Below are 14883 nucleotides of genomic sequence, written 5' to 3'. Positions count from 1 at the left end.
TATCTCTCATTGAATGGCAAGGGTGGTGCATGGCAGGTGAAACGGTTCTTGTGGTCGGCGGCGCCGGCTATATCGGCTCGCATACGTGTCTCGACCTGGCGAACAAGGGCTATAAGCCTGTCGTCTTCGACAATTTTTCCAACGGTCATCGCGAGTTCGTCAAATGGGGGCCGGCGGAAGAGGGCGATATTCGCGACCGCGCCCGGCTGGATGAGGTGCTGGCCGAGCATAAGCCGGCGGCGATCCTGCATTTCGCGGCGCTGATCGAAGTCGGCGAATCGGTCAAGGATCCGGTTTCCTTTTATGAGAACAATGTCATCGGCACCTTGACGCTGCTTTCGGCGGCCCAGGCGGCCGGCGTCAACGCCTTCGTCTTCTCCTCCACCTGCGCCACCTACGGTCTGCCGCAGAGCGTGCCGCTCGACGAGACGCACCGGCAGCTGCCGATCAATCCCTACGGACGGACGAAATATATCGTCGAGCAGGCGCTGGCCGATTACGACCAATATAAGAGCCTGCGCTCGGTGGTGCTGCGCTATTTCAATGCGGCCGGCGCCGATTTCGAGGGCCGGATCGGCGAATGGCACCAGCCGGAAACCCATGCGATACCCTTGGCGATCGATGCCGCGCTCGGGCGGCGGCAGGGTTTCAAGGTGTTCGGCAGCGACTATGAGACGCGCGACGGCACCTGCGTGCGCGACTATATCCATGTGCTGGACCTTGCCGATGCGCATGTGCGCGCGGTCGAATATCTCCTGAAGGGCGGAGAATCCGTCGCGCTCAACCTCGGCACCGGCACCGGCACGACGGTGAAGGAATTGCTCGGCGCGATCGAGGATGTGTCGAACAGGCCTTTCCCGGTCGAATATATCGGTCGGCGCGAGGGCGATTCGCATACGCTGGTCGCCAACAACGACAAGGCGCGCGACGTGCTCGGCTGGGTGCCGCAATATGATCTCTCCCAGATCATCCGTTCCGCCTGGAACTGGCATGCAAAATCCAACCAGCATTGAGCCAGCCGGCACCGAGAAGGGCCGCCGGCCAAACATCCTGCTGATCACCGCGGACCAGTGGCGCGGCGATTGCCTTTCGGCCGCCGGTCATCCTTGCGTGAAAACGCCCGCCGTCGATGCGCTGGCGCGGGAAGGCACGCTCTTCCGGCGCCATTATGCCGGGGCGGCACCCTGCTCGCCGGCGCGGGCGACACTTTATACCGGCCTCTACCAGATGAACCATCGCGTCTGCCGCAACGGTTCGCCGCTCGATGCCCGGTTCGACAATCTGGCGCTGGCGGCTCGCCGCGCCGGATACGACCCGACTCTGTTCGGCTACACCGACACGGCACCCGATCCGCGTGGGCTGGATGCGAGAGATCCGCATCTAACGACCTATGAAGGCGTGCTGCCGGGTTTTACGGCCCGTCAGCTGCTGCCGGAGCATGAGAGGCAGTGGCTTTCATGGCTGAGGTCGCGCGGCCATGCCAATGCCGTCAGCCGTGATATTCATATTCCCGTCGGTGCGGCGCCGGGAGAAATTTCCGATGCGGCGCCGGCCTATTCCCGTGAGGAGACGCAGACGGCTTTCCTCGCCGGCGAGTTCATCCGCTGGCTGGGCGAGCAGGACAGGCCGTGGTTCGCGCATGTCTCTTTTCTGCGGCCTCATCCGCCCTTCTCCGTGCCTGAACCGTTCAACCGGATGTTCAAGCCGGGTGACGGACCGGCTTTCGCCCGCGCGGCAAACCGCCAAGCGGAGGAGAGCAGTCATCCCTATCTCGCCTATGCCATGCCGCGCTCCCCCAGAGGCGCCTTCGTCTACGGTGCGAGGGGGGCGGTCAGCGGCTGGAACGCCGAGGATTTCGCGGCGATCCGGGCAATCTACTACGGCATGATCTCGGAGGTCGATGCACAGCTCGGCCGTATCTGGCAGGCGCTCAAGGATGCCGGCGCCTGGGACGATACTTTGATCGTCTTCACCTCCGACCATGCCGAAATGGCCGGCGACCACTGGTCGCTGGGGAAGGGCGGCTTCTTCGACGGCAGCTACCATATTCCGCTCGTCATCCGCGATCCCGCAAGCGGTGCGGCCGGCGGGATCGTCGACGATTTCACCAGCGCTGCGGACATTTTTCCCACGCTTTGCGAAAGGCTCGGCATCGAAGCGGAAAATGGGCTCGACGGGCGGTCGCTCATGCCGTTCGTCGAGGTTGGGCGGGCGGATGGCTGGCGGGATGCGGCATTCTGGGAATTCGATTTCCGCGACATCGCAGGGCAGGACGCGGAGCGGTATTTCGGGCTGAGGTCGAACGAATGCAATCTCGCGGTGATCCGCGGCGGACGGTTCAAATATGTGCATTTTACCGCGCTGCCGCCGCTGCTCTTCAATCTCGACGAAGACCCGATGGAGCTCGACAATGTCGCGGCCGATCCCGCCTATGCGGCGATACGGCTCGAATATGCCGAAAAGCTGCTTTCGCTGAGGGCGCGGCACCTGGACCAGACGCTCGCCTATACCGAACTGACGGAAAAGGGGCCGGTCAAGCGCCGGCCCTGATACTGATTTAGCCGAGATAGTCGCGCTTGCCGACGGGCGCACCCTGGTTGCGCAGGATGGCGTGTGCCGTCGCGACGTGGAAATAGAAGTTCGGCAGGGCGAAGGTGGCGATATATTCGTCGCCCGGCAGTACGATGCCGCTTTTGCCCGGAAGGGTGATCTCGCGTTTCTCTGCCCCTTCCAGCGCTTCCGGGGAGAAGCCGGCGAGATAGGCGTCAGTCTTCGCCAGGCGCTCGCGCAGCTCGTCCAGCGTCTTTTCGTTGTCCTCGAACTTCGGCGCTTCGGTCGCCGTCAGGCGGGCGAGCGCGAATTTGGCGCTGTCGCTGGCGCGCTGATACTGGCCGGAAAGCGGCAGCATGTCGGGTGCGAGGCGGGCGGAAACCAATATGGCAGGATCGATATTCTTTTCCCGTGCATAGGCTTCGGCCTTGTCGAGGTAGGTTTTCAGGCTGGAAAGCCCGCGCTGGAACATCGGAACGGTGAGGCGATAGATCGAAATGGGCATTTGTTCTGTCTCCAAAATTTTCAAATGATCGGGCGGCGGCGAGAGGTCGAAGGCGTCTGCGGCCGGGAGCCGGCGCCGACCCCGCATAGATGGAGGCAGCCATCGTTTTTCACAATGGAGTGAATGCGGGGGAGGGAATGCGGGCGCCTGCCGCGGCATATCTCATCGCCGCTAAAGAGACTTGACGCCGTTCCCAGAAAATGGAATGAATATTCCGCATAACAAATTTTACGGTTTGTTTGTTCCGTTTTGCGGAGTGCCACGGGAGAGGTGGCGCATGCAGGGGATTGCAGCTTCAGGGCAAATTGCCTGGAGCTCCGGCGTGAGGAGGGTGCAGCCGGGCACCGCTTTGTGGAGGAAGTGAAATGAAAAAGTTTATCCTGGGCACTGCGATGGCGCTCGTCATGTCGACGGCGGCCCATGCGGAAACGGTTGGCGTCTCGATGGCGAAGTTCGACGACAACTTCCTGACCGTCCTGCGCAACGGCATGACGGATTATGCAAAGACGCTTTCCGGCGTCACGCTGCAGGTCGAAGACGCGCAGAACGACGTTTCCAAGCAGCAGAGCCAGATCCAGAACTTCATCGCCTCCAAGGTCGATGCGATCATCGTCAACCCGGTCGATACCGATGCGACGACGGCAATGTCGAAGCTTGCGGCCGATGCCGGCATTCCGCTGGTTTACGTCAACCGCCAGCCTGTCAACGTCGACACGCTTCCGGAAAAGCAGGCTTTCGTCGCTTCCAACGAGCAGGAATCCGGCACGCTGGAAACCAAGGAAATCTGCCGTATCCTCGGTGGCAAGGGCAAGGCCGTCGTCATCATGGGCGAGCTTTCCAACCAGGCTGCGCGCATGCGCACCCAGGACATTCATGACGTCGTGAAGACCGATGAGTGCAAGGGCATCGAGATCGTCGAAGAGCAGACGGCCAACTGGGATCGTACCCAGGGCGCCGACCTGATGACCAACTGGCTCTCCAGCGGCATCGAATTCGACGCCGTGATCTCCAACAACGACGAAATGGCGATCGGCGCCATCCAGGCGCTGAAGGCAGCCGGCAAGGATATGACCAAGGTCGTCGTCGGCGGCGTCGACGCCACCCAGGACGCGCTTGCCGCCATGCAGGCCGGTGACCTCGACGTCACCGTCTTCCAGGATGCCGCTGGCCAGGGCAAGGGCTCGCTCGACGCCGCGCTCAAGCTCGCCAAGGGCGAAAAGGTCGAGAAGAAGGTCTACATCCCCTTCCAGCTCGTCACGCCTGAAAACGTCAAGGACTTCGTCGCCAAGAACTAAGGCGAACGCCAGCAGGATGCGGGCTCTGCCCGCATCCTTTCAGCCTGACCGTATCCGGAGGAGATGATATGGCCGTCAGCCCGACAACCATGGCAGCCGTGCGCGCAAGCGGCGCAGTTCCGAATGCGGAATATCTCTTGAGCGCCGAGGGCGTTCGCAAGGAATTTCCGGGCGTCGTCGCACTCGACGACGTGCAGTTCCGACTGAAGCGCGCATCCGTGCATGCGCTGATGGGTGAAAACGGCGCCGGCAAATCGACGCTGATGAAGATCCTCGCCGGCATCTACACGCCCGACAAGGGCGATATCCGCCTGAAAGGCGTCGAAATCCGGCTGAAATCTCCGCTCGATGCGCTGGAGAACGGGATTGCGATGATCCATCAGGAACTGAACCTGATGCCGTTCATGACGGTCGCGGAAAATATCTGGATTCGCCGCGAGCCGAAGAACCGTTTCGGTTTCGTCGATCATGGCGTGATGCATCGCATGACCGAAGAGCTGTTTGCCCGGCTCAACATCGCGCTCGATCCCGATATCGAGGTCCGCCACCTCTCGGTCGCAAACCGGCAGATGGTCGAGATCGCCAAGGCGGTTTCCTACAATTCCGACGTCCTCATCATGGACGAGCCGACTTCGGCGCTGACGGAGCGCGAGGTCGAGCATCTTTTCCGCATCATCCGCGATCTCAGGTCCCAGGGCATCGGCATCGTCTACATCACGCACAAGATGAACGAGCTCTTCGAGATCGCCGACGAGTTCTCCGTCTTCCGCGATGGCCGATATATCGGCACGCATGCCTCGACCGAGGTCACCCGCGACGACATCATCCGCATGATGGTCGGGCGCGAGATCACCCAGATGTTCCCCAAGGAAGAGGTGCCGATCGGCGAGGTCGTGCTCTCCGTCAAGGATCTCTGTCTCAACGGCGTCTTCCGCGACGTTTCCTTCGAGGTGAGGGCCGGCGAGATCCTCGGCGTGGCCGGCCTCGTCGGCTCGGGACGCTCGAACGTTGCCGAAACGCTTTTCGGCGTGACGCCGGCAAGCTCCGGCTCGGTCGAACTCTTCGGCAAGCCGGTGACGATTTCCTCGCCGACCGAGGCCATTCGCCACCAGATGGCGTTCCTGACGGAAGACCGGAAGGATACGGGCTGCCTGCTGATCCTCGATATTCTGGAAAATATGCAGATCGCAGTTCTGCAGGACAGATATGTCAAGGGTGGCTTCGTGCAACAGGGCGCGCTCGAGGCGACCTGCGAAGACATGGCGAAAAGGCTGCGCGTGAAAACGCCCAATCTTTACGAACGCGTGGAAAATCTTTCGGGCGGCAACCAGCAGAAGGTGCTGATCGGACGCTGGTTGCTGACCCATCCGAAGATCCTGATCCTCGATGAGCCGACGCGCGGCATCGATGTCGGCGCCAAGGCGGAAATTCATCGGCTGGTCACGGAAATGGCTCGAAATGGGGTGGCGATCATCATGATCTCATCCGAGATGCCCGAAGTGCTCGGGATGAGCGACCGCATCATGGTCATGCATGAAGGCCGCGTGACGGGTTTCCTCAATCGCGATGAAGCAACGCAGATCAAGGTGATGGAACTGGCTGCGCGGTAACGCGCCGCCGGTGATCGCCCAAGGGAGGTTTGACATGAATAGCAAGGCAGCAGAGGGCACCGCCCCGCTCGCAACCCGGCCGAGACGGCGGCGTATGCCGCCGGAACTCAGCATCTTCCTCGTGCTTGTCGGCATCGCGCTGGTTTATGAAGTGCTCGGATGGCTGTTCATCGGCCAGAGCTTCCTGATGAACTCGCAGCGCCTGACGATCATGATCCTGCAGGTTTCCGTCATCGGCATCATCGCCGTCGGCGTCACGCAGGTCATCATAACGGGCGGCATCGATCTTTCGTCCGGATCGGTCGTCGGCATGACGGCGATGATCGCCACGAGCTTTGCCCAGTCCTCCACCTGGGGACGGGCCGTCTTCCCGTCGCTGACCGACCTGCCGGCCGTCGTGCCGATCATGATCGGCCTGCTGATCGGGGCGGCTGCCGGCCTCATAAACGGCGCGCTCATCGCCTACACCAAGATCCCGCCGTTCATCGCAACGCTCGGCATGTTCGTTTCGGCCAGAGGTGTGGCGAAGTGGTATACGAAGGGACAGCCGGTTTCCGGGATCACCGAGCAGTTCCACTTCATCGGAACCAAGGCTTGGCCTGTTGTCGTCTTCCTGGTCGTCGCGCTGATCTTCCACATTGCGCTGCGCTACACCCGCTACGGCAAGTTCACCTATGCCATCGGCGCGAACCCGCAGGCCGCCCGCGTTTCGGGCATCAACATCGAGGCGCATCTCGTCAAGGTCTATGTGATTGCCGGATTGCTCGCCGGTCTGGCCGGTATCGTCACGGCGGCACGCGCCGAAACCGCGCAGGCCAGCATGGGCGTCGGCTATGAACTCGATGCGATCGCGGCGACCGTCATCGGCGGCACCTCGCTCACCGGCGGCGTCGGGCGCATCACCGGCACAGTCATCGGCACCATCATCCTCGGCGTCATGACGTCAGGCTTCACGTTCCTCAGGATCGACGCCTACTACCAGGAAATCGTCAAGGGCGTCATCATCGTCGCGGCCGTGGTCGTCGATGTCTACAGGCAGAAGAAAAGACGCAAGCACTGATCTCAGGCAGTGCGAACCGATCACTTGCGGGGGCTTCGGCCCCCGTTTCCATTTGCGGCGAAGCTCCTGGAGACGACGACAGATTTTTTAAAAAAGGGATGGCGAATCCCGCCAGCTTTTCTATTCTGCCTTGTCATACGCCCTCTACAGCGCCGCGCGTCTGAAAGGATGCGCAAAGGACGCTGTAGCACTTTGAATGCTGCATAATTTTATTCTTAAATCGATTCCGATTTAAGGAATTATGCAGTGGGCAGCGCAGGAAGACAGATGCAATTCGTATTCGACGGTCACAACGACGTTCTCCTCCGGCTCTGGACACATGCAAAGGACGGCAGCGACCCGATAGCGGAATTCGCAGACGGCACGACGGCCGGCCATATCGATGCACATCGGGCCAGGGAAGGAGGCCTTTCCGGCGGCCTCTGCGCCATCTACATTCCCTCAGGCGATCTCGTCTTTGCCGATCCGGATGCCGAAGGCCGTTACATCACGCCGATGGCCGCTCCCCTCGATCCGCTGCCTTCCCTGGTCATCGCCAATGAGATGGCGGCGATCGCGCTGCGGCTCGACCGGGCGGGCGCCTGGCGGCTCTGCCGGACGGTCAAGGACATTCGCGGCGCCATGGCGGACGGCATCTTCGCCGCCGTCCTGCATATGGAAGGCTGCGAGGCGATCGGCGCCGATCTTTCGGCGCTCGAGGTGTTTCATGCCGCGGGGCTGCGCTCGCTCGGCCCGGTCTGGAGCAGGCACAACATCTTCGGTTACGGCGTGCCCTTCGCCTTCCCGATGTCGCCGGATACCGCGCCGGGTCTCACCGATGCCGGCTTCGCGCTGGTGAGAGAATGCAACCGTCTCGGTATCCTGATCGATCTTGCCCATATCACCGAGAAGGGTTTCTGGGACGTGGCGAAAACCACGGATCAGCCGCTGGTCGCCAGCCATTCCAACGCCCACGCACTGACGCCGGTCGCGCGCAACCTTACGGACAAGCAGCTCGACGCGATCCGCGAAAGCCGCGGCCTCGTCGGCATCAATTATGCGACGGCCATGCTGCGCGCCGACGGCCGCTCGGACAGCGATACGCCGCTCGCCGACGTGATCCGCCATGTCGACTATCTCGTGAACCGCATCGGCATCGATTGCGTGGCGCTCGGATCGGACTTCGACGGCGCCACCATCCCTGAGGAAATCGGCGATGCGGCCGGCAATCAGAAGCTGATTGCCGCTCTCCGGGAGGTTGGTTATGGTGAGGCCGATCTCACGAAACTTGCCCGTGAAAATTGGCTTCGCATTCTTGCACAAGCCTGGCGGGAGGACCGCGCCTAAAGCGCTGCGCGCCTCTGGACGCATGGAAAACGGACAATAGTTTTATGGGGGCATGACCGCCAAAACGCTTCGTAATCAATCAAGAACAGGGGAACAGACCATGATGATCGCCAAGCTCAGCCGTAATTTCCGCCTGCTTTCCGCAGGAGCCGCCCTTTCGCTCCTGATGATGACGGCACCTTCTGCCTTCGCCGAAACGCCCAAAGACACGCTTGTCGAGGGGTTTGCCATCGACGACATCATAACCATGGACCCGGGCGAAGCTTTCGAGCTTTCGACGGCCGAGATTACCAGCAACAGCTACAGCCTGCTCGTCCGTCTCGATCTCGCCGATACATCCAAGGTGAAGGGTGATCTCGCCGAAAGCTGGAACGTTTCGGATGACGGCCTCACCTATACGTTCAAGCTGAAGCCCGGCCTGAAATTCGCCTCCGGAAACCCGATTACCGCCGAAGACGTCGCCTGGTCGTTCGAACGCGCCGTCAAGCTCGACAAGAGCCCGGCCTTCATCCTCACCCAGTTCGGCCTGACCGGCGACAATGTCACCGAAAGGGCCAAGGCGGCCGACGCCAACACCTTCGTCTTCACGGTCGACAAGGCCTATGCGCCGAGCTTCGTGCTCAACTGCCTGACGGCGACGGTCGCTTCCGTCGTCGACAAGAAGCTGGTGCTGGAGCATGTGAAGGCGGTGACGCCGGATGCCGAGCACAAATACGACAATGATTTCGGCAATGAATGGTTGAAGACCGGCTATGCCGGTTCGGGCGCCTTCAAGCTGCGCGAATGGCGGGCGAACGAAGTCGTCGTGCTGGAGCGCAACGACAATTATTACGGCGACAAGCCGAAGCTCAACCGCGTCATCTACCGTTACATGAAAGAAAGCGCGGCCCAGCGGCTGGCGCTCGAAGCCGGCGATATCGATATCGCCCGCAACCTCGAGCCTGGCGACATCGACGCCGTTTCCAAGAATGCCGATCTGGCGACGACAAATGCGCCGAAGGGCACGATCTACTATGTCAGCCTGAACAGCAAGAACGAGAACCTGAAGAAGCCTGAAGTTCAGGAGGCTTTCAAGTATCTGGTCGATTACGATGCGATCGGCGCGACGCTGATCAAGGGTATCGGCGAGATCCACCAGACCTTCCTGCCGGAGGGCCAGCTCGGCGCGCTCGACGAAAATCCCTACAAGCTCGACGTCGCCAAGGCCAAGGAGCTGCTTGCCAAGGCCGGCGTACCGGACGGTTTCTCGGTGACGATGGACGTGCGCAACACGCAGCCTGTCACGGGCATTGCCGAATCCATGCAGCAGACGCTGGCGCAGGCCGGGGTCAAGCTGGAAATCATCCCCGGTGACGGCAAGCAGACGCTGACCAAATATCGCGCCCGCACCCATGACATGTATATCGGCCAGTGGGGCTCGGATTATTTCGACCCGAATTCCAACGCCGATACCTTCACCAGCAACCCAGACAATTCCGATGCGGGTACGGTGAAGACGCTCGCATGGCGCAACACCTGGGAGACGCCTGAGCTCGACAAGATAGCCAAGGCTGCGCTTCTCGAGCGTGACAACGCCAAGCGCGCTGCCATGTATGAGGACGTTCAGAAGAAGTTCCTCGCCAACAGCCCCTTCGTCATCATCTTCCAGCAGACCGAGGTGGCGGGCTATCGCAAGAACCTGAAGGATTTCAAGCTGGGTCCGAGCTTCGACACCAACTTCGTCGGCCCGATCGCCAAGGAATAATCCGGCAGGATTAGCGGCGTGAGCACCATCGAAACCAGGCAGGAGGCGCGGCCCCGCAAGGGCCGTGCCGGCGCCTTCGCGAAGGCGGCAGGGCGTTTCCTGTTTGCCGCCGTCACCACCTATCTCGGCCTCTTGGCCGTCACCTTCTTCATCGGCCGCGTCGTGCCGATCGATCCAGTGCTCGCCATTCTCGGCGACCGCGCTCCTACCCATGTCGTCGAGCGGGTACGCCAGGAGATGGGCTTCAACCTGCCGCTCTATCAGCAGTTCTACATCTATATCAAAGGGGTGCTGTCCGGTGATTTCGGCAATTCGGTGCTGACGACCAATCCGGTCATGGTCGATATCCGCCGCGTCATGCCGGCGACGATCGAGCTCGCGACGCTGGGAACACTGATCGGCGCTTGCGTCGGCGTGCCGCTCGGCGTTCTCGCCGCCGTGCGGCGCGGCAGCATCGCCGACCAGGTCGTGCGCGTCATCGGTCTCATCGGCTATTCGGTGCCGATCTTCTGGCTGGCGCTGATTTCGCTCGTCATCTTCTATGCGCGGCTGCGCTGGGTGGCGTTTCCCGGCCGCATCGACATCGTCTTCGAGTATACGTTCACGCCGATCACCGGCTTCTATCTTCTGGACAGCGCCTGGCAGGGGCAATGGGATGTCTTTTATGACGTTTTCCGCCACATTATCCTGCCTGCGTCGCTGCTCGGCTATTTCTCGCTCGCCTATATCAGCCGCATGACGCGCAGCTTCATGCTGAACGAGCTTTCGCAGGAATACATCGTCGCCGCGCGCGCCAAAGGACTGTCGGAAACACGGGTGATCTGGGGCCATGCGCTGCGCAACGCGGCCGTGCCGCTCGTCACCGTCATCGCGCTTTCCTATGCCGGCCTGCTCGAAGGATCGGTGCTGACCGAGACCGTCTTTTCCTGGCCGGGCATCGGGCTCTACATCACCAATTCGCTGCAGAACGCCGATATGAATGCCGTGCTCGGCGGCACGATCGTCATCGGGACAATCTTCATCGGCATCAACCTTCTGTCCGATCTTCTCTACCGGACGCTCGACCCAAGGACGCGAACCCGATGACGGCTCCTGCCAGCCCATCTCCAGCGATGAGCCGCCGCGAATGGCTGCTTTCCGACCGTCCGCAGTCGCGCATGCAGGCCCGCCTCGGCCGCGCCTACGTCACCTGGCGGCAGTTCACGGCAAACAGGCTCGCCGTCGTCGGCCTCATGATCATCGTCGCGCTGCTTGTGGTCGCGGCTTTCGCCGGTCTCATCGCCACGCACGATCCCGTCGTCGGCGATCTCCGTAATGCCCGCCTGCTGCCGCCGGGAACGGCCGGCTACCTGCTCGGTACGGACGATCAGGGCCGCGATATCTATTCACGGCTGATCTACGGGTCGCGATTGACCCTGTTCGTCGTCGTGCTCGTCGCCATCATTTCCGCGCCGATCGGGCTGATCGTCGGCACGGTATCGGGTTATGCCGGGGGCTGGGTGGACGCGACGCTGATGCGCATCACCGATATTTTCCTCGCCTTTCCGAAACTGGTGCTGGCGCTCGCCTTCGTCGCCGCCCTCGGTCCGGGCATCCAGAATGCGGTCATCGCCATCGCCATCACCTCCTGGCCGCCCTATGCCCGCATCGCGCGCGCCGAAACGCTGACGGTCCGGCGATCCGATTATATCTCGGCGGTGAAGCTGATGGGCGCCTCGCCGCTGCGCATCATCGTGCGCCATGTCATGCCGCTCTGCATTTCCTCGCTGATCGTGCGCGTGACGCTCGACATGGCGGGCATCATCCTGACGGCGGCAGGTCTCGGTTTCCTCGGCCTCGGCGCACAGCCGCCGCTGCCGGAGTGGGGCGCGATGATCGCCTCGGGCCGGCGCTTCATCCTCGATCAGTGGTGGGTCGCGGCGATGCCCGGTATCGCCATCCTCATCGTCAGCCTCGGCTTCAATCTCTTGGGCGACGGCCTGCGCGACGCGCTCGATCCGAAGGAGAGCGGCCAGTGACGACACTTCTGACGGTCGACAAGCTCAAGGTCAGCTATCCCACCCGCACCGGCGTGATCGAGGCCGTGCGCGGCGTCTCCTTCACGCTCGGCAAGGAGAGGCTCGGCATCGTCGGTGAATCCGGTTCCGGCAAGTCGCAGACCGGCCGGGCGATCATGGGGCTGACGCCGAAGCACGGTATCGTCACGGCCGACAGGCTCGATTTCAACGGCATCGACCTGCTCAAGGCATCGCCCGGCGAAAGGCGCAGGCTGCGCGGCAAGCGCATCGCCATGATCCTGCAGGATCCGAAATATTCGCTCGATCCCGTCATGACGATCGGCAGGCAGATCTGCGAAACGCTGCGCACGCATGAGAAGGTCGGCAAGGCGGAAGCGCGCGAACGGGCGCTCGCCATGCTGGAAGCGGTGCAGATCCGTGATCCCCAACGCGTCTTCGACCTGCACCCGCACGAGGTTTCGGGCGGCATGGGGCAGCGCGCGATGATTGCCATGATGCTGATTGCCGGTCCCGAACTGCTGATCGCCGACGAACCTACCTCGGCGCTCGACGTGACGGTGCAGCTCGACGTGCTCCGGATCATGGACAGGCTGGTTGCAGAGCGGGGCATGGGGCTGATTTTCGTTTCCCATGATCTGAGGCTTGTCTCTTCCTTCTGCGACCGCGTCATCGTCATGTATGCCGGGAAGATCGTCGAGGAGCTTGCGGCCGCTGATCTCAAACATGCGCAGCATCCCTATACGCGCGGACTGCTGAACTGCATGCCCGAGATCGGCGCAAGCCGTCATCCGCTGCCGGTGCTCGACCGCAGGCCGGAGTGGGCGGCATGAGCGCAGCACTGGAGATCGACGATCTCAGCGTCATCTATGACGAATTCCACGCGCTGAAGGATGTGAGCGTCACCGTCGAGGGCGGTGCGTCCTTCGGCCTCGTCGGCGAGTCCGGCTCGGGAAAATCCACCCTGCTGCGCGCCGTCGCCGGGCTTGCGCCGGTCAGCGGCGGGACGATCCGTATCGAGGGGGAGACCCTCAGAGGCGCGAAACGCAGCAAGGCTTTTTACCGGCGCGTGCAGATGGTCTTTCAGGACCCTTACGGTTCGCTGCATCCGCGCCAGACGATCGACCGGCTTTTGCTCGAACCGCTTGCGATCCACGGCATCGGGGAGAGCGACAAGCGCATCGCGCGGGCGCTCGACGAGGTCGGCCTCGGCAACGGCTTCCGGTTCCGCTATCCGCACCAGCTCTCCGGCGGCCAGCGGCAGCGTGTGGCGATCGCCCGGGCGCTGATCGTCGAACCTTCGATCCTGCTGCTCGACGAACCGACATCGGCGCTCGATGCCTCGGTGCAGGCCGAGGTGTTGAACCTGCTCGAGCAGATCCGGCGCGACCGTAAGCTCACCTTCGTGATGGTGAGCCATGATCTCGGCGTCATCACGCATATGTGCGAAAGACTTGCCGTCATGCGCAACGGCGCCGTCGTCGAACGCCTGAGCTCGGAAGACCTGGCGAGGGGCGCGGTCCAGGAGGACTACACGAAAAATTTGATGATCGCGAGCAGGGGTTTCGTCAAAGCCTGAAGGGCAGTCTTTTCAAACCCTTGAAAAGAAAAGGGCTCGGAAGCCGTTAAGGCTAATGTTTCCCTAAAAGACGACCAACCAACTAGACTATTGACAGCTGCCTCGCTTCTGTCATGATCCTGTTAACGATTGTTAGCTTTCGTGATCGATGGAGGTTGAGGCATGTTCTTTCTCGGTGGCATGACCATGGGCTACCTCGATCCTCCCGTCAAAGCCGATCGCCGGGAACAGATTTCGGTGTCCATTCCCGCCGAAAAGGATCGCCGGCTGATCGAGACCTCTTCCAATCCGCCGCAGAGCGACGATGCCGTCGAGCGCTCGTTGATCTGGGCATGGCGCACGCTCTGCTAAAATGGCTGGTTGAATTTTCTCTTCCGTTCGCTCTGGACGGAAATTTATCTCTACCTACCTGATAGAGAAAATAATTATAACGCGAGCCGCACAACCGGCCGCAGGAAAACAACGGAGGCAACATATGGCAGATCTGGGTATTTCGCATACTCACGTGAACCAATATGGTTCCGTACCGAACAAGAAGCCGCTCACGACGCGCCACAGGCTTCAGACGGCGCTCCACGGAGCGCTCTTCACGGCGGCATTCCTGTTCGTCGTCGCCATGGTTTGCGGGCTCGTCGGTTAATTCGGCGGATCATAAGCTCGGTAGCTGCTCGGGCTGCAGCGGCTTCCGCTTTCCCGAAGCAGGAACGCCTCATTTGTCCCTGCGCCCTCCTGACATCATCCTGTCGAGGATGATGTGGCCATAGAGTTGAGCGGCGTCACCATTCCCATCTGTTTTTTCACGCATTTCAAAGCGCGCCGGCATCGAAGTTCGTTCATGCGGCGCGCTTTGACTTTTGCTGTCTCCGCGAGCCGTTGCCAGACCAGGGTTCAGCTGCCGTATTTTCGTCGTTCCGCGGTCGAAACCAGTTCATCGAGACCGCGATTCCTGCCCCTCGACTTGAATTATCCCGATCGTGTCCAAGTTTCGACATGGCTTTCGCGGAGAGGATATCGAATGATTTCCATCACCCGTCCGGCCGCCCTGAACCAGGGCTTAATCCGTTTGCGTTACTCAACCCAAGCCTCAATCATCCCGGTTTAATCGATCTTCGAAGAATCGGGCTCCGTTCATGTCGCAGTCATGATAAGCAGTGCAAAAGGCTGAGCAAAACAGCCATAACTTTGTTTGGATCCAGAAC

14 protein-coding genes are annotated in these 14883 nt (G+C 61.4%); 13 read left to right on the top strand and 1 reads right to left on the bottom strand.

Going from position 1 to position 14883, the window contains the following annotated elements; translation table 11 throughout:
- Positions 1-29 precede the first annotated feature (29 nt).
- Both galE and ATY78_RS14215 read left to right on the top strand, forming a co-directional pair.
- Positions 30-1013 carry a UDP-glucose 4-epimerase GalE gene (gene galE, locus ATY78_RS14220; RefSeq protein ID WP_088682973.1) on the top strand — a complete coding sequence of 328 codons (984 nt, stop codon included), beginning with the start codon at positions 30-32 and terminating at the stop codon, positions 1011-1013.
- A complete protein-coding gene (locus ATY78_RS14215) occupies positions 991-2550 on the top strand; it encodes an alkaline phosphatase family protein (RefSeq protein ID WP_088682972.1) in 1560 nt (519 codons plus the stop codon). Before galE ends, ATY78_RS14215 begins: the two co-directional genes overlap by 23 nt.
- A gap of 7 nt (positions 2551-2557) precedes the next feature.
- Here ATY78_RS14215 and ATY78_RS14210 read toward each other — a convergent pair whose 3' ends face one another.
- Complete coding sequence (locus ATY78_RS14210) at positions 2558-3055, bottom strand: DUF1993 domain-containing protein (protein WP_088682999.1); 498 nt, start codon at positions 3053-3055, stop codon at positions 2558-2560.
- A gap of 365 nt (positions 3056-3420) precedes the next feature.
- On the opposite strand from ATY78_RS14210, the gene ATY78_RS14205 reads away from it, so the two are divergent.
- The 11 genes from ATY78_RS14205 (at position 3421) to ATY78_RS28570 (ending at position 14324) form a co-directional block, all read left to right on the top strand.
- A complete protein-coding gene (locus ATY78_RS14205) occupies positions 3421-4350 on the top strand; it encodes a sugar ABC transporter substrate-binding protein (protein ID WP_088682971.1) in 930 nt (309 codons plus the stop codon).
- A gap of 68 nt (positions 4351-4418) precedes the next feature.
- Positions 4419-5960 carry a sugar ABC transporter ATP-binding protein gene (locus tag ATY78_RS14200; protein ID WP_088682970.1) on the top strand — a complete coding sequence of 514 codons (1542 nt, stop codon included), beginning with the start codon at positions 4419-4421 and terminating at the stop codon, positions 5958-5960.
- Positions 5961-5994: 34 nt separating this feature from the next.
- Complete coding sequence (locus ATY78_RS14195) at positions 5995-7020, top strand: ABC transporter permease (protein WP_088677432.1); 1026 nt, start codon at positions 5995-5997, stop codon at positions 7018-7020.
- Positions 7021-7287: 267 nt separating this feature from the next.
- The gene (locus tag ATY78_RS14190; RefSeq protein ID WP_088682969.1) at positions 7288-8346 is read left to right on the top strand and encodes a dipeptidase; all 1059 of its coding nucleotides are present in this window, start codon (positions 7288-7290) and stop codon (positions 8344-8346) included.
- 100 nt (positions 8347-8446) lie between these two features.
- A complete protein-coding gene (locus tag ATY78_RS14185; RefSeq protein WP_088682968.1) occupies positions 8447-10090 on the top strand; it encodes an ABC transporter substrate-binding protein in 1644 nt (547 codons plus the stop codon).
- Positions 10091-10108: 18 nt separating this feature from the next.
- Positions 10109-11176 carry an ABC transporter permease gene (locus ATY78_RS14180; RefSeq protein ID WP_088682967.1) on the top strand — a complete coding sequence of 356 codons (1068 nt, stop codon included), beginning with the start codon at positions 10109-10111 and terminating at the stop codon, positions 11174-11176.
- Positions 11173-12108: an ABC transporter permease gene (locus ATY78_RS14175; RefSeq protein ID WP_088682966.1), complete on the top strand. Its 936-nt coding sequence runs from the start codon at positions 11173-11175 to the stop codon at positions 12106-12108. The genes ATY78_RS14180 and ATY78_RS14175 overlap by 4 nt, the downstream gene beginning before the upstream one ends.
- Positions 12105-12938 carry an ABC transporter ATP-binding protein gene (locus ATY78_RS14170; protein WP_088682965.1) on the top strand — a complete coding sequence of 278 codons (834 nt, stop codon included), beginning with the start codon at positions 12105-12107 and terminating at the stop codon, positions 12936-12938. The genes ATY78_RS14175 and ATY78_RS14170 overlap by 4 nt, the downstream gene beginning before the upstream one ends.
- On the top strand, positions 12935-13684 hold the full coding sequence (locus ATY78_RS14165; protein ID WP_088682964.1) for an ABC transporter ATP-binding protein: 750 nt from the start codon (positions 12935-12937) through the stop codon (positions 13682-13684). Before ATY78_RS14170 ends, ATY78_RS14165 begins: the two co-directional genes overlap by 4 nt.
- A gap of 162 nt (positions 13685-13846) precedes the next feature.
- Positions 13847-14035, top strand: a complete 189-nt coding sequence (locus ATY78_RS14160; RefSeq protein ID WP_088682963.1) for a hypothetical protein — start codon at positions 13847-13849, stop codon at positions 14033-14035.
- Between the two features lie 124 nt (positions 14036-14159).
- Positions 14160-14324, top strand: coding sequence for a hypothetical protein (locus tag ATY78_RS28570; protein WP_190237461.1), 165 nt, complete (start codon positions 14160-14162; stop codon positions 14322-14324).
- The last annotated feature ends 559 nt before the right edge of the window (positions 14325-14883 follow it).

It is taken from the genome of Rhizobium sp. R635, from assembly GCF_002211285.1.
In the GTDB taxonomy this organism is placed as follows: Bacteria; Pseudomonadota; Alphaproteobacteria; order Rhizobiales; family Rhizobiaceae; genus Rhizobium.
This window is presented reverse-complemented; position numbering and strand designations above follow the sequence as displayed.

Coding starts and splice junctions, on each gene's coding strand:
- ATY78_RS14215 (WP_088682972.1), top strand. CDS start 991: ATGCAAAATCCAACCAGCATTGAGCCAGCCGGCACCGAGAAGGGCCGC.
- ATY78_RS14190 (WP_088682969.1), top strand. CDS start 7,288: ATGCAATTCGTATTCGACGGTCACAACGACGTTCTCCTCCGGCTCTGG.
- ATY78_RS28570 (WP_190237461.1), top strand. CDS start 14,160: ATGGCAGATCTGGGTATTTCGCATACTCACGTGAACCAATATGGTTCC.
- ATY78_RS14165 (WP_088682964.1), top strand. CDS start 12,935: ATGAGCGCAGCACTGGAGATCGACGATCTCAGCGTCATCTATGACGAA.
- ATY78_RS14195 (WP_088677432.1), top strand. CDS start 5,995: ATGAATAGCAAGGCAGCAGAGGGCACCGCCCCGCTCGCAACCCGGCCG.
- galE (WP_088682973.1), top strand. CDS start 30: ATGGCAGGTGAAACGGTTCTTGTGGTCGGCGGCGCCGGCTATATCGGC.
- ATY78_RS14175 (WP_088682966.1), top strand. CDS start 11,173: ATGACGGCTCCTGCCAGCCCATCTCCAGCGATGAGCCGCCGCGAATGG.
- ATY78_RS14160 (WP_088682963.1), top strand. CDS start 13,847: ATGTTCTTTCTCGGTGGCATGACCATGGGCTACCTCGATCCTCCCGTC.
- ATY78_RS14205 (WP_088682971.1), top strand. CDS start 3,421: ATGAAAAAGTTTATCCTGGGCACTGCGATGGCGCTCGTCATGTCGACG.
- ATY78_RS14200 (WP_088682970.1), top strand. CDS start 4,419: ATGGCCGTCAGCCCGACAACCATGGCAGCCGTGCGCGCAAGCGGCGCA.
- ATY78_RS14185 (WP_088682968.1), top strand. CDS start 8,447: ATGATGATCGCCAAGCTCAGCCGTAATTTCCGCCTGCTTTCCGCAGGA.
- ATY78_RS14210 (WP_088682999.1), bottom strand. CDS start 3,055: ATGCCCATTTCGATCTATCGCCTCACCGTTCCGATGTTCCAGCGCGGG.